The 21,065-nt window shown below is 65.7% G+C and carries 18 protein-coding genes and 1 tRNA gene; 7 read left to right on the top strand and 12 right to left on the bottom strand.

The annotated features are described in order from the left end of the window. Window positions 1-154: 154 nt before the first annotated feature. Complete coding sequence (locus tag AC3IMC_RS13345; protein ID WP_490919022.1) at window positions 155-1,735, bottom strand: HNH endonuclease signature motif containing protein; 1,581 nt, start codon at window positions 1,733-1,735, stop codon at window positions 155-157. 97 nt (window positions 1,736-1,832) lie between these two features. Between AC3IMC_RS13345 and AC3IMC_RS13340 the strand changes: the two genes are divergently transcribed. Then, a tRNA-Ser gene (locus AC3IMC_RS13340) sits at window positions 1,833-1,922 on the top strand. Window positions 1,923-2,643: 721 nt separating this feature from the next. Here AC3IMC_RS13340 and AC3IMC_RS13335 read toward each other — a convergent pair. Then, entirely contained in the window at window positions 2,644-2,820 is a 177-nt protein-coding gene (locus tag AC3IMC_RS13335; RefSeq protein WP_490919021.1) for an SOS response-associated peptidase family protein, read from the bottom strand. 264 nt (window positions 2,821-3,084) lie between these two features. Here AC3IMC_RS13335 and AC3IMC_RS13330 point away from each other — a divergent pair, with 264 nt between their 5' ends. The 3 genes from AC3IMC_RS13330 (at window position 3,085) to AC3IMC_RS13320 (ending at window position 5,194) form a co-directional block, all read left to right on the top strand. Then, a complete protein-coding gene (locus AC3IMC_RS13330; RefSeq protein ID WP_490919086.1) occupies window positions 3,085-3,426 on the top strand; it encodes a YciI family protein in 342 nt (113 codons plus the stop codon). 128 nt (window positions 3,427-3,554) lie between these two features. Next, window positions 3,555-4,430, top strand: a complete 876-nt coding sequence (locus AC3IMC_RS13325; RefSeq protein ID WP_490919020.1) for a CPBP family intramembrane glutamic endopeptidase — start codon at window positions 3,555-3,557, stop codon at window positions 4,428-4,430. A 143-nt stretch (window positions 4,431-4,573) separates the two neighbouring features. Next, on the top strand, window positions 4,574-5,194 hold the full coding sequence (locus AC3IMC_RS13320; RefSeq protein WP_490919019.1) for a Rho termination factor N-terminal domain-containing protein: 621 nt from the start codon (window positions 4,574-4,576) through the stop codon (window positions 5,192-5,194). A 71-nt stretch (window positions 5,195-5,265) separates the two neighbouring features. Here the strand turns inward: AC3IMC_RS13320 and AC3IMC_RS13315 are convergent, their stop codons facing one another. The 10 genes from AC3IMC_RS13315 to AC3IMC_RS13270 are packed head-to-tail and all read right to left on the bottom strand — an operon-like array spanning window position 5,266 to window position 17,914. Further along, on the bottom strand, window positions 5,266-7,560 hold the full coding sequence (locus tag AC3IMC_RS13315) for a gluconokinase, GntK/IdnK-type (RefSeq protein WP_490919018.1): 2,295 nt from the start codon (window positions 7,558-7,560) through the stop codon (window positions 5,266-5,268). Window positions 7,561-7,606: 46 nt separating this feature from the next. Next, window positions 7,607-8,836, bottom strand: coding sequence for a D-mannonate dehydratase ManD (manD, locus tag AC3IMC_RS13310; protein WP_454486551.1), 1,230 nt, complete (start codon window positions 8,834-8,836; stop codon window positions 7,607-7,609). A gap of 36 nt (window positions 8,837-8,872) precedes the next feature. Next, window positions 8,873-10,291: a mannitol dehydrogenase family protein gene (locus tag AC3IMC_RS13305; protein ID WP_490919017.1), complete on the bottom strand. Its 1,419-nt coding sequence runs from the start codon at window positions 10,289-10,291 to the stop codon at window positions 8,873-8,875. Then, on the bottom strand, window positions 10,288-11,691 hold the full coding sequence (uxaC, locus tag AC3IMC_RS13300; protein WP_490919016.1) for a glucuronate isomerase: 1,404 nt from the start codon (window positions 11,689-11,691) through the stop codon (window positions 10,288-10,290). The genes AC3IMC_RS13305 and uxaC overlap by 4 nt, the downstream gene beginning before the upstream one ends. Window positions 11,692-11,694: 3 nt before the next feature. Further along, window positions 11,695-12,600, bottom strand: coding sequence for a sugar phosphate isomerase/epimerase family protein (locus AC3IMC_RS13295; protein ID WP_490919015.1), 906 nt, complete (start codon window positions 12,598-12,600; stop codon window positions 11,695-11,697). Window positions 12,601-12,604: 4 nt separating this feature from the next. Beyond that, a complete protein-coding gene (locus tag AC3IMC_RS13290; protein WP_490919014.1) occupies window positions 12,605-13,768 on the bottom strand; it encodes a Gfo/Idh/MocA family protein in 1,164 nt (387 codons plus the stop codon). After that, entirely contained in the window at window positions 13,765-14,613 is an 849-nt protein-coding gene (locus tag AC3IMC_RS13285) for a sugar phosphate isomerase/epimerase family protein (protein ID WP_490919013.1), read from the bottom strand. The genes AC3IMC_RS13290 and AC3IMC_RS13285 overlap by 4 nt, the downstream gene beginning before the upstream one ends. A gap of 2 nt (window positions 14,614-14,615) precedes the next feature. After that, the gene (locus tag AC3IMC_RS13280) at window positions 14,616-15,539 is read right to left on the bottom strand and encodes a carbohydrate ABC transporter permease (protein WP_490919012.1); all 924 of its coding nucleotides are present in this window, start codon (window positions 15,537-15,539) and stop codon (window positions 14,616-14,618) included. After that, entirely contained in the window at window positions 15,536-16,543 is a 1,008-nt protein-coding gene (locus AC3IMC_RS13275) for a carbohydrate ABC transporter permease (protein WP_490919011.1), read from the bottom strand. Before AC3IMC_RS13275 ends, AC3IMC_RS13280 begins: the two co-directional genes overlap by 4 nt. Window positions 16,544-16,549: 6 nt before the next feature. Next, window positions 16,550-17,914, bottom strand: coding sequence for an ABC transporter substrate-binding protein (locus tag AC3IMC_RS13270; protein WP_221385513.1), 1,365 nt, complete (start codon window positions 17,912-17,914; stop codon window positions 16,550-16,552). A gap of 220 nt (window positions 17,915-18,134) precedes the next feature. Between AC3IMC_RS13270 and AC3IMC_RS13265 the strand changes: the two genes are divergently transcribed. The 3 genes from AC3IMC_RS13265 to AC3IMC_RS13255 all read left to right on the top strand — a co-directional run bounded on the left by AC3IMC_RS13265 (window position 18,135) and on the right by AC3IMC_RS13255 (window position 21,057). Beyond that, the gene (locus tag AC3IMC_RS13265; RefSeq protein WP_490919010.1) at window positions 18,135-19,190 is read left to right on the top strand and encodes a LacI family DNA-binding transcriptional regulator; all 1,056 of its coding nucleotides are present in this window, start codon (window positions 18,135-18,137) and stop codon (window positions 19,188-19,190) included. A 95-nt stretch (window positions 19,191-19,285) separates the two neighbouring features. Continuing rightward, window positions 19,286-20,719, top strand: a complete 1,434-nt coding sequence (locus tag AC3IMC_RS13260; protein ID WP_490919009.1) for a glycosyltransferase family 2 protein — start codon at window positions 19,286-19,288, stop codon at window positions 20,717-20,719. Then, window positions 20,716-21,057 carry a hypothetical protein gene (locus tag AC3IMC_RS13255; protein WP_490919008.1) on the top strand — a complete coding sequence of 114 codons (342 nt, stop codon included), beginning with the start codon at window positions 20,716-20,718 and terminating at the stop codon, window positions 21,055-21,057. The genes AC3IMC_RS13260 and AC3IMC_RS13255 overlap by 4 nt, the downstream gene beginning before the upstream one ends. Window positions 21,058-21,065 lie beyond the last annotated feature (8 nt).

The following is a 21,065-nucleotide window of genomic DNA, read 5'->3' as shown; positions in this document are numbered from 1 at the left end:
ATGCGCAGGCAAGGGGAAAGTCCGACGACGGGTGTCGGGATTTCGTGGACCGCTCACGGTGGAGGCGGGGGAAGACGCGCGCACCCCCGCAGGGCCGGGCGGACGCAGGTGACCAACCGCTTGGCGGGACAGACCTGCGCGGATCGGGGCAGAGCTAACACGTCAACAGGGCAAATGGTTTTGTGAAGAATTCCGCCCAGAGTGGGTCGTCGGGTGACAAGTCGCCGGGGTCGATGAGTGTGTCGTCCTCCGGTTCCCACTGCGGGACGTCCCCGGGGCTGGCATCTTCAGCTGGGCCGGCGGCGAACATCATCCAATCGGACATCATCCAATAAGGCCAGTTGGTTGGTTCGGGGTCGTGTTGTTCCGCTGGGTAGGTGCGGCCGGTGGGTGAGGTCCAGCCTGGTGGCTCCTTGGTGGTGGCGGGGGTGGGGGTCCAGCCGCTGTTGTGTTTGAGGCGGTGATGCTTCGGGCAGAGTTGTCCCAGGTTGGACGCGCCGGTGGTGCCGCCGTGTTGCCAGGCGGTGAGGTGGTCGGTGTCGTTGTCCAGGGTGCGGTTGCTGCAGCCGGGAAAGGTGCACTTTCCATCCCGCATCCTGATCCAGCGTTTGATGGCCTCCGTGAGCCGGTAGCTCTTCCGCCCGATCTCCAGCGGTGCCCCGTCCCTGGGGTCGACGAGGACACGGTAGAACGAGTCGGCGCCGTCAGCGAGAAGTTTGCGGGCCATCGAGGCGGGAATCGGTCCGTGGCCGTCGAGGATCGCGGGTTCGTCGGTGACGCCGAGGGCGGAGAACACCGGAACCATCACCAGCACATCGGCCCGGGGTGTGGGCACGTTGCCGAGGTCCTGGTTGCCGGGCTCCACGGCGTTTCCCGCGCCGAGGAGCACGCTGGCGGCGATGTCGGGGCGGAGTTGGGTGATGGTGCGGGGTTCGTCGGGGCTTTGGAGGCCGCGGGCGATGGCGGTGGTGCGGTTCCAGATCGCGCTGGCGGTGTCGCCGGGCAGATGGAGCGTGATCCGGGCCATGCCGTCCCGGTCGGGCCGGTACTCCATCCGCCGGTCCGCGGCGCCTTTGGCGTGCCGCTTCTCCAAAGACTCGGGGTGGTGGCGTTCGCGCCAGGCGCGGGCTTTGGCCCGGAACCGTGACGGGACCAGCTTCCCGGGGGCCGCGCCGCGGGCCGGGTTCGGAGCGTCGGGGTCGAAAAAGTGCTCCACCAGCTCCCTTGCGCCGGCAGGACTGAGGCCGTCGCTTTCATCCACGACCACTTTCGCGTGCTGCCACGACACCGTCCCGGCAGCCAGCGCTTCCACGATCGGCGGAAGCGCACAGACCTGCTGCGCCTGGTGAACGAAAGCAGCCGCCGCCGCGGAGCTGATGGTCAGGACCCCCGCGATCTCCTCCACCACGGACATCTCGGCGTACGTGCGCTCCGGCACGGACGCGTCCGGCGGGGTCATCGCCTGCTGGATCGCGATGCACTCGGCCGCGTCCTGCGCCTGCCCGGCCTTGAGCTGCGCTTCCAGCCGGGACCTCAGCTCCAGCCGCTCCAGCCGGATCTCATACTGCCGCTGCAACACATCCACTCCAGCACCAGCACCAGCACCAGCGGCAGAACCATCAGCAGAAGCAAGCGCAGCCTCCTCCAGGAACAGCGCATCAAGGGCAGCAACAGAGGCACGAACACCCTCCATCCCCGACCCCGAACCGCTCACTGAACCGCCGCTGATTCCCATACGAACATCATCCATCGACCCACTGACATTCAAAGCTGGAGCCCAGGCTAGCCGCGTTTTGGGGATGTAGGCCTCGCTCCGGTACCCTATTGAGGTTGGTGACGTGTCCGAGCGGCCGAAGGTGCAACACTCGAAATGTTGTTTGGTGTAACAGCCAACGTGGGTTCAAATCCCACCGTCACCGCCATATAGAAAGGCTCTGCTTCCCTCGTGAATGAAGGGAAGCAGAGCCTTTTCTTTGCCCAGAGAGATCCAGCGGTAACACCGCAGTACACATTTCTGCAGAGCCCCGTCTCGGAAGCACCCACACCACGGAATCTAAACCGCATGCTTGCTCCAATCCCTGCTCAGCCGGGACCAAGGCCGCTAATCGCGTTTGGTCACGGACTGCAGGATTGGGGAGACGCCGGAGGCACCGGAAACTTTAATCAAGGGAGGGCGAGCATGAAACCACTACGCAGTTTGGCGGCGGCGGCCGTCACATGCGGACTTTTGCTGACGGGGGTGCCCGCCAATGCGGCAGACCGAGGCTTTACTGTTGACGACGCCCCGTATCTGAACGCTTGCTCTGGCCAGATTCTGAGTGCCTCATACACGGGGACGATCTCATTAACCGGCGCAGGCGCAATACTAAGGTTCAGAGGAACAGCGACGGATTTGGAAAGTGGAGAGGTTTATCAGCTCAGCGCACGCTCCACGTCAACCAGCCCACCCGGTGGTGCGGTGGTCGAGTCGTTCAACGTTATCTCGGTCTTGCAGGATGGGCCGAACACCGCCGTTTCCATGGGTATAGCGCACATCCATTACGTCAATGGGGAACGAGTGGAGGTAGAGTACCGCAACCTTGTCTGCGCTGGCAGTGGATCTACGCTGGATAGGCCGTAAGCAGTTTCACTCGGCCGGTTCGATCAGTTCCGGCCGTTGTTGCATCCGCTGTTGACCTGGGAGTTGACGGCGCGCGGGACCAGCGTTGGCTCCGGCAGGGAGTCAAGCAGGTCCTGGATCTGAGCCTTGTCGGTTGTTTCCGGGTCCAGCCACTCACCGAATCTGTCCCTCGGGACGAGAACAGGCGACCTGTCGTGCACGCTCCCCAACTCCTCCTGCGCGGTCTAAGCAGTGACGCAGCGGTAACAGAAAATCTGCGACAGGAGGTTTGTGTGCGTGAGCAATGTGGGGAAATCCGCCAATTCGCAGGGATCTATGGACTTCACCGCCTGGTGCAGCGGGTGTCCATATGAGTTCAAATCCCACCGTCACCGCCACGTAGAAAGGCGCACGGCATGATTGCCGGACAGAACGGCATCCGCGAGGATGAACGCATTCCCCCCGAGCTGCAAGGAGTCGAAGCGATGACCAAGTATTTGATTTCGTTCCCGAGCGCCGCCATGGTCGTTACAAGCGAGGAATTGCCAGCCGTTTCGGATGCTGCGCATGCTGTGGTCCAGGAGGCCAAGGACGCCGGCGTCTGGGTGTTCGGCGGAGGTATTGATGAGAGCATCCCGCCAGTTATGGTCGAGGGCGATGGGACTGTAACTGAGGGCACGTACCCACAGACGGCGCGGCTCGAAGGCGGGTATTCGGTGCTGGAGCTGCCGTCCTACGACTCAGCCCTGGAATGGGCCGCCAAGATCGCCACCGCCTGCCGGTGCGCCCAGGAGGTGCGCGCCTTCCAGTTCGACCCCGCCAGTTGAATCCCGCCAGCTGGATCCTGCCAAAAGCCCCTACTTGCCGGGACAGGCCGCGACCATGCTGGGATGAGGGCTTTCTACTGGCTCACGACGCGGTGAATGCGACCAACGGGAAGGGCAGGAGGATTCACATGAGGACGACGCGGCAGCCTGGCATGCCGCTTGTTCCGGGCGCCGCCGACAACGGCTTTGCAGCATTCATCAGGCGCCATCCCGTGCCTGCCTACTATGTGCTGACCTTCATCATCTCGTGGGGCGCCGTGGCCGCCATCCTGGGCGTGGGGCCGGTCCCAATGGCGGTTGCTGTGACAGTGGGACCGCTGGGTCCGGCTGCCGCATGCCTCTTGCTGACCAGGATCCTGTACGGGAGAGCAGGCCTCCGCGATATGGGAAGGCGACTACGTCGATGGCACGTCGGCCCGCGTTGGTATGCGGTAGCGCTCCTGACCGGCCCTGCCACCATGGGTGCAACTGCAGCCGCAGTCTCGTACACATTTCCGGGCTATTACGCGCCCTTCCGGACGGCGGGCGAGCTGATAGCCATCGTCGCAGCCGGACTCCTCGTGGGAGTCATGGTCGGCATCCTCGAGGAGCTGGGATGGACAGGCTTCGCCACGCCGAAGCTTCGGCAGCGTTACGGCGCCCTGCCCACCGGATTGCTGATGGGCCTGCTGTGGGGCGCCTGGCATTACCCCATGTTCGCAGCCAGCGCTGATCCTTCAGGGGCCCTGCCTGCCGCCCTCGTCGTCGGCGTCTACCTCTTTGCGTGGCTCCCCCCGTACCGGGTGCTGATGGTATGGGTTTACGACCGGACCGGAAGCCTCCCGCTGGCAATGCTCATGCACGCAGTCCTCTCCGCTGGTGCGTTCATCAATTCCTTCATGGCGGCCTCCGGGCACGCAGCAGGAATCGCCGTGCTGATGCCATCCCTTACGTGGGGCGCGGCGTTCTGGCTCGCCGCCGCCGTCGTCCTTCTGGTCAGACGCAAACGCCCAAGGTTGGCTTGACCCTGCCAGCTGGATCCAAGTCGTGAAGCGGGTCAGGCGGGACGAGCCCCGCGCAAATCCGCGCAACGCTTGACGCCACCTGTAGCCACAGGTAGAAAAGTAAGCAACCTTATTATTTATGGCCAGCAAAAGGAGGACATTCCATGAGTGAAAAGCCGGGTAACCAGACGCCGAACACTCCCGACGTGAGTGAAACCGAACTGCGCAGCATGAAAGTGGACGAACTCCGCCGGGAAGCCAGGGACGAACACATCTCCGGTGCCTCCGGCATGCGCAAGGAGGAATTGGTGAAGGAGGTCGCCGCCGCCCGGCAGGAAGGCCACGACGGCGACCGGAACCAAAGTTCCCGCTCTGACGCGCAGGACCAGGAAGACTTGGGCGCCGGCCCCGACGGCGGTAAGGTCCGCTACGGCGATGAATCGTCCAAGTCGTTGAAGTACTCGCAGGAAATCACCTCCACGGAGGAGGAACCGGAGCGCGAAGGCCGCAGCCTGGCAACCACGCACCACGAAGTGATCCGGCAGTGGGCAGAGGAACGTGGCGGCGTTCCGGCCACGGTCGACGGCACTGAACACGGCGACCATTTGGGCGTCCTGCGCATCGATTTCCGCGACAAGGACGCCAACCTGCGCGAGGTCAGCTGGGAGGAATGGTTCAAGACCTTCGACGCCCGCCGCCTCAACTTCATCTACCAGGAGCAGCGGACCGACGGCAGCCAGTCCAACTTCTTCCGGCTGGAGAACCCGGACCGGGAAGACGCCTAAAAACCCCGGAAGCACATCATGCAGGAGGCGCCACCGCTGTCGCGGTGGCGCCTCCCGTCCGTAAAAGCTCCCTAAATGCGGGTATCGAAGGACCCGCAGAACACGTTGTCGTTGAACGTTCCCCGGAATTCGGATTTGCCCTGGATCTTGTCCACTGCAGCCCGAATGGCCTCCCGCGTTCCCGCATGCGCGTGGATGGCGGTTTTGACCATGGGCACGTCGATCAAGTGGTTAGGCTGGTTCAGGGACACGAACACGGTGGGCACCTCGGTGACGTACCAGGGGATCTCCGCTGCCATCGGTGAGGACCACTTGATCCGGATGGCTGCCTCCTGCGCGAAACCCTTGACGTTGGCGAAGACGAACGCAGCGTCGTACCTCTCCGCGTAGTCGCCGGTGGCTTCCTCTGCCAGGACCTGCAGAAAGTTCATCCCGGCCTCCCCCGCCGCTTCACGCTGCTCCGCCGTGCGGAACAGGTGCACGTCGAAGCCGGCAGTCTCCAGCTCCTCCTTCACCACTTCCAGGTACGCCAGCGGATCGGCGCGGGTAAAGTCGGCCCCGCCCGAAATCCCGTACAGCCGGACGCGCGGGTGGGTGGCCGGAGTAATGGGCAGGTTCCCGGCAGTGTCCTTGACCAGCGTCACCGTCTTGTCCGCGATGTCGGCAGCAATGGCCCGGTGCCCGGCGGACCCGATGACGGAAAGCGCCGAGGCAGGCGGCACCAACTCCTCAGCAGACTTAATGTGCAGCCCCAGCGATGCCTTGAGCCCGAGGATCCGCCGCAGTGCATCGTGCAGCCGCTGCTCGGTGATGACCCCGGACTTGTACCCGTCCAGCATGTACTGGAAGTCCTCGGCAGGGTTCCGGAAGAACAGGAACATGTCACACCCTGCGGCGATCGTGGCAGGCACCAGGTCCTTGCGCTTCATCGCCTGCGTGAGCCCCACCATCTGCGAGGCATCCGTCAGGACCAGCCCGTTGAACCCCAGCTCCCCGCGCAGCAGGTCCTGCAGCAGTTCCGGGGACAACGTGGCCGGCAGGATTTCCGCGTCGGTGAGGCCGGGCCGGAAATGCCGGGACACCTCCGGTGCGCCGATGTGCCCCACCATGATGGACTGCACGCCGTGCGCGATCATCTCCCGGTACACGCGCCCGTACGTCCGGTCCCACTCCTCATAGGAGAAAGTGTTGTAGGACGTCACCACGTGCTGGTCCCGCTCATCCACGCCATCGCCGGGGAAATGCTTGATGGCGCAAGCGGTGGCGGACTCGCTGATCCCGTCGAAATACTCCTTCGCCCGTTCCACCACGACGTCCGGCGTATTGCCGAAGGAACGCGTGGAAATGACCGTGTTCCGCCAGTTGTAGTGGATGTCCACGACCGGCGCGAACGCCCAGTTGCAGCCGAGGGCCGCCGTCTCCACGCCGGCCACCTGCCCCATCCGGCGGGCGATGTTCCTGTCCGGGTGCGAGCCTGCCTGCAGGTGCGTGCACACGAACGTCCCGTCGTCGCAGCTTCCCGCGCCGCCCATTTCCGGGTTGGAAGCGATCAGCAGCGGAATCCGCGACTTGGACTGGGCGTAGCGGATATGCTCCTGCACCGCGGCGGAGGGCCCCGGGCGGTACCGCATGCCGCCCACGTGGTAGTTCTCCAGCACGTCATCGAGGTACTCGGGTGAGTAGTCGTTGTTGTGGTTGATGAACAGCTGCCCGATCTTTTCCTCGAGCGTCATGGCACCAATGGTGCCCTCCACCCAGGCGATGGCGCCGCCGTCGAGGTTGAACGGCGGCGCGGCAAGGTCGACGTCGAACTGCCGGGCGCGGGTGCGCTGCCCACGCGAGGCGGCGGCACTTCCGGCCGAACTTACGACGGCGGCAATCCCCTTGAGTGCCCCGACCACGACATCCGCGACGGGCGCGGCGATGTCCACCACCACGCCTCGTTCGTCTTCCTGCAGCGGTTCGAGGGTGGCGAGCTGTGATTCCAGCAGCGCGGGCGGCATGAAATGCCCGGTCCGTCCTTCCGTGCGTGCCTTCAGGACCTCCTTGCTGCCGTTCAGGTGCAGGAAGATGGTGTCCGGCGCCTGCTCGCGGATGGCATCCCGGTAGGTGCGGCGCAGCGCGGAGCAAGCAAGCACCATCCCGCCGTCCCCGGCGGCAGCCAGTTCACGGCCGACGATCGCAAGCCAGGGCCAGCGGTCCTCGTCCGTCAGGGGCGTGCCGGCAGCCATCTTGGCCACGTTCTCCACCGGGTGGAGCGCGTCGCCGTCAATGAACGGGACCCCGAGTTCGCGGGCTACAAGGTCGCCGATGGTGGTCTTGCCGCAGCCGGAGACCCCCATGACGATGATGCGGTGCTTTGTCATAGCCTGTTCCTCACCAGTCGTGCCTGCTTCACCAGTCGTGCCTGCTTCACCAGTCGTGCACAGTGCCGTCGACCAGGCGGTTGTAGGGCAGGTAGGCCTGCTGGTACGGGTAGGCCGCGGCGGCTTCTTCGTTGAATTCGACGCCGATGCCCGGGTTGTTGCCAGGGTGCAGGTAGCCGTCCACAAAGGTCATGGACTGCTGGAAGACTTCGTTGGTCTTGTCGGAGTGCTGCATGTATTCCTGGATGCCGTAGTTGTGGATGGCCAGGCCCACATGCAGCTGCGCCGCGAAACCGACGGGGGAGATGTCGGTGGGGCCGTGGAAGCCGGACTTGATCTGGTACTGCGCCGCGAAGTCCATGACCTTCTTCAACGGGCTGATGCCGCCGAAGTGCGTGGACGCTGCCCGGACGTAGTCGATCAGCTGTTCCTTGATCAGGGTCTGGTAGTCGTACACGGTGTTGAAGATCTCCCCGATCGCCAGCGGGGTGGTGGTGTGCTGGCGGACCAGGCGCAGGCCTTCCTGGTTCTCCGCCGGGGTGCAGTCCTCCAGCCAGAACAGGTCGTACGGCTCCAGCGCCTTGCCCAGCTTCGCGGCCTGGATCGGGGTCATCCGGTGGTGCCCGTCGTGCAGCAGCGGGATTTCGGGGCCGAACTCGTTCCGGACCGCCTCGAACACGGTGGGCAGGTGCCGCAGGTACGCCCTGGTGTCCCAGTCCTCTTCCACCGGGAACGCACCCCGCCCGGCCGGCTCGTAGTCGTACCGTTCCCCCGACGCCTGGGCCTGCGCCGCTACCCCGTACAGCGCCTTGATCCCCGGCACGGCGGTCTGGATCCGGATCGATTTGTACCCGAGCTCCAGGTGCTCGCGTACGGAATCAAACAGGGACGGGATGTCGGCGCCGGACGCGTGCCCGTATGCCCGCAGTCCGTTCCGGGAGGCACCGCCCAACAGCTGGTACACCGGCATCCCCGCCAGTTTGCCCTTGATGTCCCACAACGCCATGTCCACCGCGGCGATCGCCGCCATGGTCACCGGCCCACGCCGCCAGTACGCGCTGCGGTAGAGGAACTGCCATGTGTCCTCGATCCGGTGCGGGTCCTTGCCGATCAGCAGCTGTGCCACATGCTCCTTCAGGTATGCGGCAACAGCGAGCTCACGGCCATTCAGGGTGGCGTCGCCGATACCCGTCACACCATCCTCGGTGGTGATCCGCAGCGTGACGAAGTTCCGCGACGGGCTGGTGACAAACACATCGGCGGCAATGATTTTCATGGGAGAAACTGTTCCTTCCGGACGTAAAAGCGGGTTCTAAAGATGTGTCGTTGTTGCGGAAACCGCCGTGGGCGCTGCGAAGGATCCGCAGAGCCCTCCGACCATGGAAACGATCCCGGGGTCGTCTGCGAGGCCGGCACTGACCAGGCGGAGCAGGGCTTCCACCCTGCCGTTGCCCTCGAGCGCGTTTGCGGCGTGGATCCCGGCGGCGAGCGGGTCTTGGAAGTCGCTGGCGGCACCAACGTAGTCGATCCAGGCGGCGATCATCAGTGCGCTCCCCGAGCCGCTGCGTCCGTCCGCCCGTTCGGCGGTCAGGGCCGGTACAGCCCGCATCCGCAGCTTGGTGGTTGCGTCCGCCGCGATCTGGGCCAGGCGGTGGGCGATCCGGGCGTTGCCGAAGCGCTCCAGCAGGGCCAGCCGGTATGCAGGGATGTCCAGTTCCTCCCCCGGCAGGTGCCGGGCGGCCTCGTCCCAGAAATCCTCCACGGCTTTGCGGCACGCCGGATCGGCCAGGGCGTCGGCCACCGTGGCGTGGCCACGGAGCTGGCCGGCGTAGGCGAGCATCGAGTGGGCACCGTTGAGCAGCCACAGCTTGCGGTTCTCGTACGGTTCTATGTCGTCAACGACGACGGCGCCCGCCTCCTCCCAGCGCGGCCTCCCGGCCGGAAAGTCCCCGCTGAGGACCCAGTTCCGGAAGGGTTCGGCTACGACGGGCGAGTTGTCGCTGTAGCCGCACTGTTCGGCGACTTCGGCGATGTCCGCCTCGGTGGTGCGCGGCGTGATCCGGTCCACCGAGGTGCTGACGAAGCTGACATTCGTCCCGATCCACTCCGCCAGGTCGTGGCCCCAGGCCGACGCCAGGCCCAGGACGGTGCGGCGCGCCACGTCGCCGTTGGCTGAGAGGTTGTCGCAACTGACGACGGCGACCGGTCCGGCGCCGCTGTCCCTGCGCCGGGCGAGGGCCAGCACCAGCCGCCCCAAAGGCGTGCCGGGCACCCCCGCCTCCCCGGCTGCGGCCGCCGCAAGCGTCCGCAGGTCCTCCGCCACACCCGGCGCCCCGGCGTCGAACGTTCCATCTGCCGCCAGCCCGTAGGCTGCCTCGGTAATGGTCAGCGTAACCACCGCGGTCTCCTTGGCGGCGAGAAGCTCGCACAGCCGGCCCGCGTCCGCGCCGTCCACTGCTTCCACGATGCTGCCGACGACCTCGAAGCTGTCCCCGCCGGCCGAGCGCTCAATGAGTGTGTAGAGGCAGTCCTGGCGGGACAAGGCCTCTGCGGCGTCCGGGCGGCGTCCGGTGAACGCCGCAATCCCCCACTCCGCCGCGTCCGGGGCGTGCTGCGTATACCAGGCCTGATGGGAGCGGTGGAACGCCCCCAGCCCAAGGTGCACGATGCGCACCGGAGGCTTTGGCAGCGGCTTCACGCTGCGGTTGAGTACGGGCGGCACGGCGTTCACAGCTTGAACACCCGCCGCGGGGAGGCGTCGATGATGTCCACGATCACTTCGTGGGCACGCTCCTCGGTGATCCGGTGCTCGGCCACCAGCCGGGCCAGGAAGGAAGCCTCGATCCGCCGGGCGGTATCGTGGCGCGCCGGAATGGAGCAGAACGCCCGGGTGTCATCGATGAAGCCCGAAGAGCGGGAGAATCCTGCCGTCTCCGTGACCGCCGAACGGAAGCGGAGCATGGCGTCCGGCGCGTCCAGGAACCACCAGGGTGCACCGAGGTACACAGAGGGGTAGAAGCCTGCCAGCGGGGCGAGCTCCCGGGAGAACACCGTCTCGTCAAGCGTGAACAGGACCAGGTGGAAGTCCTTGGCCGTTCCGAAGTCCTGCAGGAGCGGGCGGACGGCCTCGGTGTAATTGACCGCCACGGGAATGTCGTGGCCGGTGTCGGCGCCGAACGCCTCGAAGGTGGGCGAATGGTGGTTGCGGAACGAGCCGGGGTGGATGGTCATTACCAAGCCGTCCTCCACGGACATCCGGGCCATCTGGTAGATCATGTGCGCTTCGAAGGCGTCCCGGTCGCCGGCACTTGCCTGCCCCGTCCTGCCGCGCTCGAAAAGACGCTCCGCCTCGGCGTCATCCAGCTTCAGCGTGGTGGGCGTGAACACGCCGTGGTCCGCGGAGACAGCGCCGCGCTCCACAAAGTGGCGCCGGCGCGCCTCCAGGGCCTTGATGTAGCCCGCATAGCCGGACGCGCCGTCCCCGGCGGCACCGATGAGGCGCTCCACGTTGTCCTGCCACGCCGGATGCGCCATGTTCAGGTACTGGTCCGGCCGGAAGGTGGGCAGCACGCGGCCGGCAAAAGCGGGGTCCGAGTGCAGGGCGGCGTGGCTGTCCAGGGAATCCAGGGGGTCATCGGTGGTGGCGAGCACCTCGATGTTGAACTCCTTGAACAGCTCCCGCGGCCGGAAGCCGGGCTCGGACAGCTTGGCCTGCAGGGCATCGTAGAGTTGGTCCGCGTTGTCAGCGGACGGCTCTTCCGACAACCCGAAGACGTGGGCGAACTCCTGCCGGATCCAGTACCCGGACGCAGTTCCTTCAAAGGCGGGCCACGCCTCGCAGAAGTGGCGCCACACCTGCCGCGAACCGGCGGGCTGGCCGCCGAGCCCCAGCTGGTCCATGGGCACCCCGCCGGCATGGATCAACCGGGTGACGTAGTGGTCCGGGGTCACCAGCAGCGCGGCCGGGTCAGGAAAGGGCGTGTTCTTCTCGATGACCGCCGCGTCCACGTGCCCGTGCGGGGAGATGATGGGGAGCCGCTCCACCTTCTCGAAGAGCGAGCGGGCGATCTCCCGGACCCCGGGCTCGGCCGGCAGCAGCCGGTCCGGGTGGTCCGCTATCGGCTTTGCCATGGCTCAACGCCTCCCTGCCGCGACGGAGAGCCCTGCCAGGGCCGCGGTGGAGCGGAGGTAGTCCAGGTTGTCCGCGGTCCGTTCGGCCAGCGGCAGTTCCGTGGAGAAGTCCTCCACCGTCACCCATCCGTCGTAGCCGAAGGCCGCGAGAGCCTTGAAGTACTCCAGCACGCTGCCCTGTCCTGAGCGCAGCGGGGCCCATTCGTTCCGGAAGATGGCCGCACCGGAGTCGTCGGTCTCGCCGCTGTTGACCCACACGGCGTTCTTGACATGAACGTGCGCCAGGTAGTCGCCGAGGAGCTCGAACGCCGGGAGGTAGTCCTCCTGGCCTTCGATCAGCAGGTTGCCCAGGTCGTGGATGACCCCCACGTGCCGGGGATCCAGCCCGTCCAGCAGCCTCAAGGCGGAGGAGGCCGAAGCGGTGATGGTGCGGTGGTGCAGCTCCACCAGGGCCTTCACGCCGTGGTGGGCCGCCCGTTCGGCGATCCACTCAAAGTCGCGGCGTGCTCCCTTGAAGAGTTCCGGATACGGCGTGCCGCTGGCCGGTTCGTTGCCCCAAGCAGCCGTGCCCAGCGGTGGGGTGGTTACCCGGACCTGGCCAGCGCCCAGCGCTGCTGTGGCCGCCAGCATCCGGTCCACGTCCGCGTGGTTGTCACACCGTGCGTACCCGCCGACGCCGGAGAACTCCAGGCCGGCGTCGCGGGTGATGGCGGCGATGCGCTGCAGGTTGTCTTCCATGCCGGTGAGCGGGACGGTGGCCCTGTTGCCGGCCCAGAAGCCCGGCTCGGCGGCGTCGGCCTGGTCGGTGATGCGCCATTCGACGCCGTCCCAGCCCTGGTCTGCCAGGTGCTTGACGGCTTCTTCGGGTGTCCACTCGGGGGTTGATGCCGTAAATACTGAAAACTTCATGGCCTCAGGCGCTTTCTGCCGCGGTGCTGCCGGTGCGGACTTCAAGGTCGTTGTACTTGCCGGCCAGGACATCCTCAAAGAGGACGGGCTGGCCGAGGGTGGCTGAGACGTAAACGGAACGCACAGCGGCGAGGGCGTTGACGGCGTCGCTGACGGTGACGCCGGGCTGTGTTCCGCCGGCGACGGCTGCGAGGATGTCCCGGTACTGCCTGACGTGCCCGGCGGGGTACACGGTGGGATCGGCTGCCTGGTAGTCCTCCTCCGGGTACTTGGCCAGTTCCTCTTCCGCCTGGTTGCCCCCGCCCTGGAGGCCCATGTCCGCCGATTCGCCGCCGGCGTCGCTGCTGTGGAAGTACTGCAGGCGGTCGTTGTCCACCACCGCCGAACCTTCGGAACCCATCAGCTGAACGCGTACGGTCAGGCCCGGGTAGGCGGCGGTGGTGGCGTGCAGGACCGCCACGCCGCCGTTTTCGAAGGTGACGGTGGCTACGGCCGTGTCCTCCACCTCGATCCGTTCGTGGGCGAGCCGTGCCGTGTGCGCAAAGATTTCCACGGGGCGGCCCATGAACCACAGGAGGAGGTCCACGGTGTGGACGCCCTGGTTCATGAGCGCGCCGCCACCGTCCATGGCCCAGGTGCCGCGCCAGTCGCCGGAGTCGTAGTACCCCTGGCTGCGCCACCAGGCAACGGAGGCGATGGCCGACGTCAGCTTGCCGAAGCGGCCGTTGGCGATGGCCGTGGAGACGGCGACGCTGGCCTGGTCGAACCGGTGCTGGCTGATGACCGAGGCGACGATGCCCTTCGCGGCTGCCTCCTTGGCGGCGGCTTCGATTTCCTGGGCGCGGCTGAGGTCGACGTCGAGGGGCTTTTCGATCACCACGTGCTTGCCGGCGGCGAGGACCTCCAGGCTCTGCTGGATGTGCAGGCCGCTGGGGGTGGCCAGGGCCACGAGGTGGATGTCCTCGGCGGCGAAGGCCTCCGCCTGCGTAGTGTAAAGGGCTGGCCGCTCGCCGCCCTGCTTCTCGATGAAGTCGGCGAGCGCTTCGGCCGCCGCGGGAATGGCATCCACCAGGGCCACGATGCGGACGTCCGGGAACTCCCGCAGGGCAACGGCGTGCGTACGGCCGATGGTTCCGCATCCGGTGATGGCTACGTTAAGGGTGCTCATGCGGTCTGGACTCCTGCTTCTGCGGTGACTTTTGCGAAGGCGCGTGCTGCGATGCCGAAGGCGGTGGGGCCGGAGAATCCGCCCAGCCCGTGGGCTCCGGCGAGGTGCGGTTCAAGGGAGGCGAATCCTTGGTAGCCGTCGTTCTTGAGGGCCTCCACGGTCCTGAGCACGTCTCCGTCGCCTTCACCGGCGGGCTTCACGTGGCCATTGGAAAAGAGGGCGTCCTTGACCTGGAGGTACTCCAGGTGCGGGCGGAGTTTCGCGTAGCCTTCGTCGAAGGGCTTCACGCCCACCTGGACGAAGTTCGCGGCATCCCAGGCCACCTTCAAGGCGGGCGAGTTGACGGTCTCGATGATGTCCAGGACGCGGTCGGGGGTGTCCCCGAAGATGTCCTTCTCGTTCTCATGCAGCAGGATCACGCCGGCTTCCTCGGCAACATCGGCCAGGGCCCGCATGCGTTCCATGACGTCGTCCCGGATGCTCTCCACCTGCACTGATTCCCCGTAATAGAAGGAGAAGATGCGGATGTACTTGGCGCCCAGCACCTTGGCGGCATTGACCGCCCGGCGCAGCCGCTCAACCTCGTGTTCCACGGGGAGGCTGACGTCCACCTTCCCGATGGGCGAAGCGATGGCCGAGACTTTCATCCCCTTCTCCGCCAGCAGGGACGCCAGGGCCTGGAGTTGTTCGTCGCTGAGGTCCACGATGTTGGTGCCCCAGGCGCTGCGGACTTCGATGTGGTTGGCGCCGAGGGCCTGCAGCACTGCGATCTGGACTGCGGGGTCGTCGTCGATCTCATCGCCGAAGCCTGACAGCTGCCAGGTGACCGAGGTGGTCGAAACCATGGTTATTTAACTCCTCCGGCGGTCAGCCCGCCTACTAGGTAACGCTGGAAAATCAGGTAAAGAATGACCACGGGAGCGGCGCACACCAGGGCCGCCGCCATCATCTGGCCGTAGTACGGGATCGCGCCGCCTTCCTGCGAAGCGCCGAAGATTTGGAGCGCGACGGCGGCGGTCTGGCTTTCGGGGCGCGTCATCACCGAGGCGAACAGCACGTCGTTCCAGCCGAGCAGGAACGCGAAGATGCCGGAGACAACGATCCCGGGCCAGCTCAGCGGCAGGATGATGCGGAAGAGCACTCCCAGGTTGGACGCGCCGTCGATCCTTGCCGCCTCTTCGAGTTCCTTGGGGAGCCCGCGGAGGTAGGTGACCATCACCCAGGTGGAGAACGGCATGGCGAAGGTCAGGTAGGTGACGAACAGGCCCCATTGGGTTCCGATGACCTGGATGCCGAGGTACGTCGCGGCCGAGGAGAACAGGACGAACACGGGCAGCACCATCAGGGTGCCCGGAACGGACTGCAGTGCCAGGAGGCCCCGCAGGATGGTCAGCCTGCCGCGGAAGGTGTAGCGGACCAGCACGAAGGCGGTGGAGACTGACATCGCGGCGGAGACCACAGCGGTTGCGCCCGCCACCAGCACGCTGTTGGTGAGGCCGGTGGCCAGGCCTACGCTGGTCCATATCTTCGAGTAGTTCTCGAACGTGACCGTGGACGGCCAGAACTCGCCGTTGGCTACGCCGATGTCCGAGTTCACGGAGGCCAGGAAGATGTAAAGCAACGGGATCAGGACCATGGCGCCCAGGAACAACAGGACGAAGATCAGCAGCGGGTTGGGGAGCAGCCGCAGCACCTCGTGCTGGCGGTGTGAACCCGGACGCGGAATGTCCGTCGTGGGTGCACGGTGCCGGGTGGCTGTCGTGGTGCTCATTTCTTGGCTCCTGGTGTTTCGGCGTCGTCAAGCTTCACGGCGCGGAGGTAGACGAACAGCGGGATGGCGATGAGCACCAGGGAGATGAAGGCCATCGCCGCGCTCAGCCCGAAGCGGAAGCTCTGGAAGCTGGTCACATAGGTCAGGATGGGCAGGACTTCGACGTCGGCCGGGGCCGGGACGCCGAACAGCACGAACGGCAGGGTGAAGTTGTTGATGTGGTGCAGCATGCCGATCAGGAAGGCCAGCGCCAGGGGGCCCTTCAGGTAGGGGAAGATCACGTACCGCAGCTTGTTCCACCACAGCGCCCCATCCAGCGCCGAGGCTTCGTGCACTTCATGGTCAACGGACTGGAGCCCGGAGAGGGCCAGGAGGTAGATGAAAGGCCAGGAGGCCCAGATCTGGACCAGGACCAGCGTCCAGAAGGTCTGGGGGCCGTTCAGCCACAGCCCAACGTGGATCCCCACGGTGGCAAGGGCCTCGTCCACGATTCCGCCCGGCTGGAGCATGGTCCGCCAGACGGTTGCCACCACGAAGGACGGGAGGACATACGGGATGAGGAAGACCGAGCGGATCAATGCCCGGCCCTTGAATGCGTTCTGGGTGGCCACCGCGGCGGCGATGCCCAGGGGCAGCGTCACCACCATGGCGAGCAGCGAATAGCTGACGCTCAGCCAGACGGCGTGCAGCAGTGGGGAATCGGTGACCGCTTCGACGAAGTTTTCCACGCCGATGAACGGCGAGCTGATCCACTTCCGGAGGGTGTACTGGTCCAGGTTGAGGGCGGACATGTAGATGCCCAGCAGGAGGGGGACCACGATGATGATGATCATCAAGGCCCCGCCGGGGATGAGCATCCAGAGCGGGCGGTTGCGTTCGCTCAGGCCCTTGCGGCGGAGTCCGCCCTTGTGGCCCGGCTGCTGCCCGGCGTCGTCGTTCCGGGGCGCCCGGCCTGCGGCGGTATCCGCCGCAAGCCGGACTTCATGTGAGGCGTCGGTTGACATCGGAACTTATCCCTTGGAGGCCCGGTCCAAGGAAGCCTGGCCCTTGTTCTGGGCGTCCTTGATCCTTGATTCGAGGGCGGACTCGTCCACCTTTCCGGCCGCCAGGTCCGGGACGGACTGGACGGTGACGTTGAGGAGGGCAAGCTGGATGTCGCCCCAGGCACCGGTGAACGGCGTGGCCTTGGACTTGGCGGCGGCGTCAGCCATCGGCTTGAGCTTGGGGTCGGTCAGGCTGGCGAGGGCTTCGGCGTTGGCCGGCAGGTCACCGAAGGTCTTCTGGTAGTTCAGCTGCTCTTCCTTGGAGGTGATCAGCTTGATGTAGGCGAAGGCCAGGTCCTTCTGCTTGGAGTAGTCCGCGACCACCAGGTTGTCGCCCGAGAGGATGCTGGCTGCCTCGGAGTCGGACTTGGACTGCGTCTCACCGGGGGCGATGGTGGGCATCAGGGTGTACTCGTATTTGCCGGCAATGGCGGACTTATCGAGCGTGGGGATAGAGGTGGCAGTGGTCATCATCAGGTAGCCGGCCTTGCCGCTGGCGAAAGCGGCCACGGCGTTGCTGTTGCTCCAGCCGACAGAGGCAGGGTCAACGACTTTGTCCTCGGTCAGCCACCCGAAGTAGGTCTGGTACGCCTTCTTCACGGCGGGATCGTCCATCTTCAGCTTGTTTCCGTCGACCAGCGGGTTGCCGGCCTGCACGGACATGGCCCAGATGAACTTCCAGGGATCGTAGTTGTCCTTGTAGCCGGTGGCGATGCCGTAGGTGTCGCCGTTGGTCATTTTCTTGGCCTGCGCCGCCAGTTCGTCCCAGCTGGTGGCAGGCTTGTCGATGCCGGCAGCGGCCAGGATGTCCTTGTTGTAGGCCATCACGAACGGACGGCTGACGAAGGGGATGCCTGCCTGGTGGTCCTTGTCCGGGCCGGAAATGCCGAGCGCGGCCTGGTTGAAGCGGTCCTTGCCGCCCACTTTCTTCCAGTCGTCCTCGGAGAGGGTGACGAAGGCCTTGGTGGCATAGGCCGTGGGAGTGAAGGTGGTGCCCAGCCCGTAGATATCCGGGCCCTGGCCTGACACTACAGAAGTCTGGATGCGGGTGAGCTCATCGTTGGCCGATGCGAAGGTTTCAAACTTGACGTCTGCCCCGGTCTCGGCCTTGAACTTCGCGGCGATGTCGCTCTGCCACTGCTTCTGCTGCTCGGGATACTGCGGCAGGACACCCACCAGGACGTTGAGCGTCTTGCCTGTGCCGTCCACTTTCCCGTCGGCGTTGGTTGAACCTCCGCCGCCGGTTCCGGAGCCTCCGGATCCACAACCGGTCAAGGCGAGCGCTGCAGCCGTGACGATCGCCGCAAGCCCAGTAGTCGATTTAAACCTCATTGTTTTTCTCCTCTAGGACACCCACATGGCCACATCCGTCCTGTGGCGGAAATCACTGCAGGCGACTCGAATGCCAGTCTAGGAAGTTGGCAAGCGCGTGGCAAGCGGTTGCCAAAAGTTGCCATAAATGCTCATATTGATGCATCAGGTATCCGTGGCGGGCAGCCCCGGACACCCCATTTGGCCGGCCAAGCCGGTCCGCGAGGAAAGGTCCGCAGCGATGGCAGACCCAGCAACAAAGGCGTCAACCGCTGCCGGGAGTGGTTCGGGCGCCCAGCGGGAGCGCCACCCGACCATCCGGGACGTCGCAGAACTGGCAGGAGTGGCAACGTCCACGGTGTCACGGGCACTTTCGCGCCCGGAGCGGGTCAACGCACGCACAAGGGCGCGGATCGAAGAGGCGGCAGCGGAACTGAACTACGTACCGAGCTCCCAGGCACAGGGACTGAGCTCGGGACGGACCAATGCCGTGGCCGTCCTGGTTCCCGACATCACCAACCCGTTCTACTTCGACATCATCCGCGGCACCCAGCACCAGCTCAAAGCCGCAGGCGTCACCCAGCTCCTGGTGGACACCGAGGAGTCAAGCGAAATGGAACTGGACGCGCTGCACAAGATGCGCAAGTCCGCCGACGGCTTCATCCTTGCCGCCTCACGCCTGACGGACGCACAGCTGGCGGAGGTTTCGCAGTCACAGCCCCTGGTGACGTTCAACCGGGCGTCCACCAGCGCCCCCACGGTCATGATCGATACGCCCTCCGCCATCATCCAGGCCCTGGAGCATCTGGCCTCCCTGGGTCATCACAAGGTCTGCTACGTCGCCGGGCCGCCCACGTCGTGGTCCAACCAGATGCGGTGGAAGGTCTTCGAGGAGGATGCGACCAAGCGCGGGATGGAGGTCCACCGGATCGGCCCGTACACTCCCAAGACCACGTCGGGAGCCGCCGCGGCCGACGCCGCCGTGCGGACGGGTGCCACAGCCTGCATTGTGTTCAACGATCTGCTGGCCATTGGCATGCTCCAGCGCCTGAAGGCCCGCGGCCTCCGGGTCCCTGACGACATGAGCATCATCGGATCGGACGACATCTTCGGTGCCGATTTCTGCAATCCCCCGCTGACCACGATCTCCAGCCCGATAGAACAGGCAGGCAGGGTGGCGGTGTCCATGCTGCTGGCCCAGCTCAACCCGCTCTCCGGAAACGCCAGCCGGCAGTTGGCCGTCATGCCCACCCACCTGACCATCAGGGAGTCCACCGGTCCCGCGCCCACCGGTTGACCAATTCTTGAGCGTTCTTTACCGGTTCCCCACCCCGTTCCTTGATGATCCGTCCGCATAGTGGTGCCAACCACCGCTGACCAAAGGACGGATCCATGGACAACAACCCGGCAGACGCTGCCTTGGCCATCCTGGGGCCTGCCCTGTTCGTGGGCGTGAGCATCATCGGCCTCCGCATGGTGGCGTATTGGTGGAGCTTCCTGTTCCACTGGAGGCGGTACCGGCGCCCGGAGCCCGTCTCCACGCCGGACCTCGCCGCAGTGGACGTACCCTTCGTCAAGATCCAGATCACCACCAGGGGCTCCGCGGGCAGCACGGAGGTGATCACCCGCGGAATCCGCAACGTCATGGACCTCGCCCGGGAAGCGCCCGGCTTCTACTCCCGCTTCCTCTCGGTGGAGGTGGTGACTGAAACGGCGGAGCAGCGGTGGCCGCTGGAACGTACCTTCCAGGGCTCGCCGGTGCCTGTGGACGTCCTTGCATTGCCGGGCGGCTACGCAACACCAAACGGCACGGGGCTGAAGGCACGCGGGCTGCACTACGCCGTCGAACAGCGCCGGCAAGGGTGGAACAGGAAACCAGGCCGGACCTTCATCGTGCACTACGACGAGGAAAGCGTCATGGTGCCGGCTGAACTCCGCAAGCTCATCGACTGCCTCGCCACAACGCGCAAGAAAGTCCTGGAAGGGCCCATCTACTATCCCCTGGACTACCTCCGGTCTTCCCCTCTATGCCGCGCCATGGAAGCGAACCGGCCCATCGTCTGTTACGAATGCCGGCATGTGATGGAGTCCGGCACGCCCTTTCACCTGCACGGCTCCAACCTGGCGATCGACGAGGAACTAGAAAACGAGATCGGCTGGGACATCGGCTGCCTGGACGGGCAGCCCTTCATCGCCGAGGACTACGTCTTCGGGATGAAAGCTTTCGCCACCTATGGGCGGGACATCTTCGGCTGGCACGGGTGCCTGATGCTGGAACAGGCCCCCTTCTCGGTCCGCAGTGCCTTCAGGCAGCGCTACCGCTGGATCTTCGGCGTCCTTCAGGGAATGGCCGACCTGCCCAGCAACCGCCACTTCATGTCCCTGCCGTGGAGGACCCGGGCGGGCCTGGTCTGGGGCACGCGTTACCGCATCGCCACCTTCGCCCTGGGCTCGCTGGTGGGCGTCCTTAGCATGGCGGCCCTGCCCCTGTTCCTCTTCCAGTCCCTGCAGGCCCTACTCCTGGGCAGGGACGCTCCGGGCACAGGCCCGGAAGGCGCATGGCTGGCCGCGGTGGGCGCCATGTGGCTCGGCTCGGTCTTCATTGGCGCCTGGCATAACGTCACCGATTCCGCCCTCCACCCCCTGCAGAAAAACACCGAGATCGCCCGGTCGGTGCTGCTCGCACCCATCGCCGGGCTGGTCGAGAGCTCCGCGGCCCTCCGCGCGGTCCTCGACTGGTGGCGCGGAAAACGGCAGGTGCACTGGGTGCCCACTCCCAAGACAAAAGAAGCGGACCTCGTCAGCACAAGGAGAAGCAGGCAATGAAAGATCCCTACGCAGTTGACGGCGGGGGCGTCCTCCGGGCCGCAAGCCCCGCCCCGCGCAATGCCGGCGCCCTTCCCGGCCTTGGACTTTCCCGCGCCCTTGGCCGGCCCGGACGGCTCGATCTCCTGGGCGGTTTCGAATTTGCCGTACTGGCCCTCGGCGCCCTCCTGGTCGCCGGCGCCTACATCCTGGTTCCGCTGGTGACTGCGCTGTACTCGCTGCTCGCCACAGCCTTCGCGGCCCTGACGCTCGGGATTGCCATCATCACCCAGCTCGCGCTGCTGGTCACGTACGTCATCCGCAGGACGGAGGCACCGCAGAAGGCCACCGGCAGCTGAGGGCCGCC

The sequence above is a fragment of the Arthrobacter sp. E70 genome, assembly GCF_058266945.1.
This window is presented reverse-complemented; position numbering and strand designations above follow the sequence as displayed.

Coding starts and splice junctions, on each gene's coding strand:
- uxaC (WP_490919016.1), bottom strand. CDS start 11,691: ATGGCAAAGCCGATAGCGGACCACCCGGACCGGCTGCTGCCGGCCGAG.
- AC3IMC_RS13265 (WP_490919010.1), top strand. CDS start 18,135: ATGGCAGACCCAGCAACAAAGGCGTCAACCGCTGCCGGGAGTGGTTCG.
- AC3IMC_RS13275 (WP_490919011.1), bottom strand. CDS start 16,543: ATGTCAACCGACGCCTCACATGAAGTCCGGCTTGCGGCGGATACCGCC.
- AC3IMC_RS13325 (WP_490919020.1), top strand. CDS start 3,555: ATGAGGACGACGCGGCAGCCTGGCATGCCGCTTGTTCCGGGCGCCGCC.
- AC3IMC_RS13255 (WP_490919008.1), top strand. CDS start 20,716: ATGAAAGATCCCTACGCAGTTGACGGCGGGGGCGTCCTCCGGGCCGCA.
- AC3IMC_RS13260 (WP_490919009.1), top strand. CDS start 19,286: ATGGACAACAACCCGGCAGACGCTGCCTTGGCCATCCTGGGGCCTGCC.
- AC3IMC_RS13270 (WP_221385513.1), bottom strand. CDS start 17,914: ATGAGGTTTAAATCGACTACTGGGCTTGCGGCGATCGTCACGGCTGCA.
- AC3IMC_RS13315 (WP_490919018.1), bottom strand. CDS start 7,560: ATGACAAAGCACCGCATCATCGTCATGGGGGTCTCCGGCTGCGGCAAG.
- manD (WP_454486551.1), bottom strand. CDS start 8,836: ATGAAAATCATTGCCGCCGATGTGTTTGTCACCAGCCCGTCGCGGAAC.
- AC3IMC_RS13345 (WP_490919022.1), bottom strand. CDS start 1,735: ATGGGAATCAGCGGCGGTTCAGTGAGCGGTTCGGGGTCGGGGATGGAG.
- AC3IMC_RS13330 (WP_490919086.1), top strand. CDS start 3,085: ATGACCAAGTATTTGATTTCGTTCCCGAGCGCCGCCATGGTCGTTACA.
- AC3IMC_RS13290 (WP_490919014.1), bottom strand. CDS start 13,768: ATGAGCACCCTTAACGTAGCCATCACCGGATGCGGAACCATCGGCCGT.
- AC3IMC_RS13295 (WP_490919015.1), bottom strand. CDS start 12,600: ATGAAGTTTTCAGTATTTACGGCATCAACCCCCGAGTGGACACCCGAA.
- AC3IMC_RS13285 (WP_490919013.1), bottom strand. CDS start 14,613: ATGGTTTCGACCACCTCGGTCACCTGGCAGCTGTCAGGCTTCGGCGAT.
- AC3IMC_RS13280 (WP_490919012.1), bottom strand. CDS start 15,539: ATGAGCACCACGACAGCCACCCGGCACCGTGCACCCACGACGGACATT.
- AC3IMC_RS13320 (WP_490919019.1), top strand. CDS start 4,574: ATGAGTGAAAAGCCGGGTAACCAGACGCCGAACACTCCCGACGTGAGT.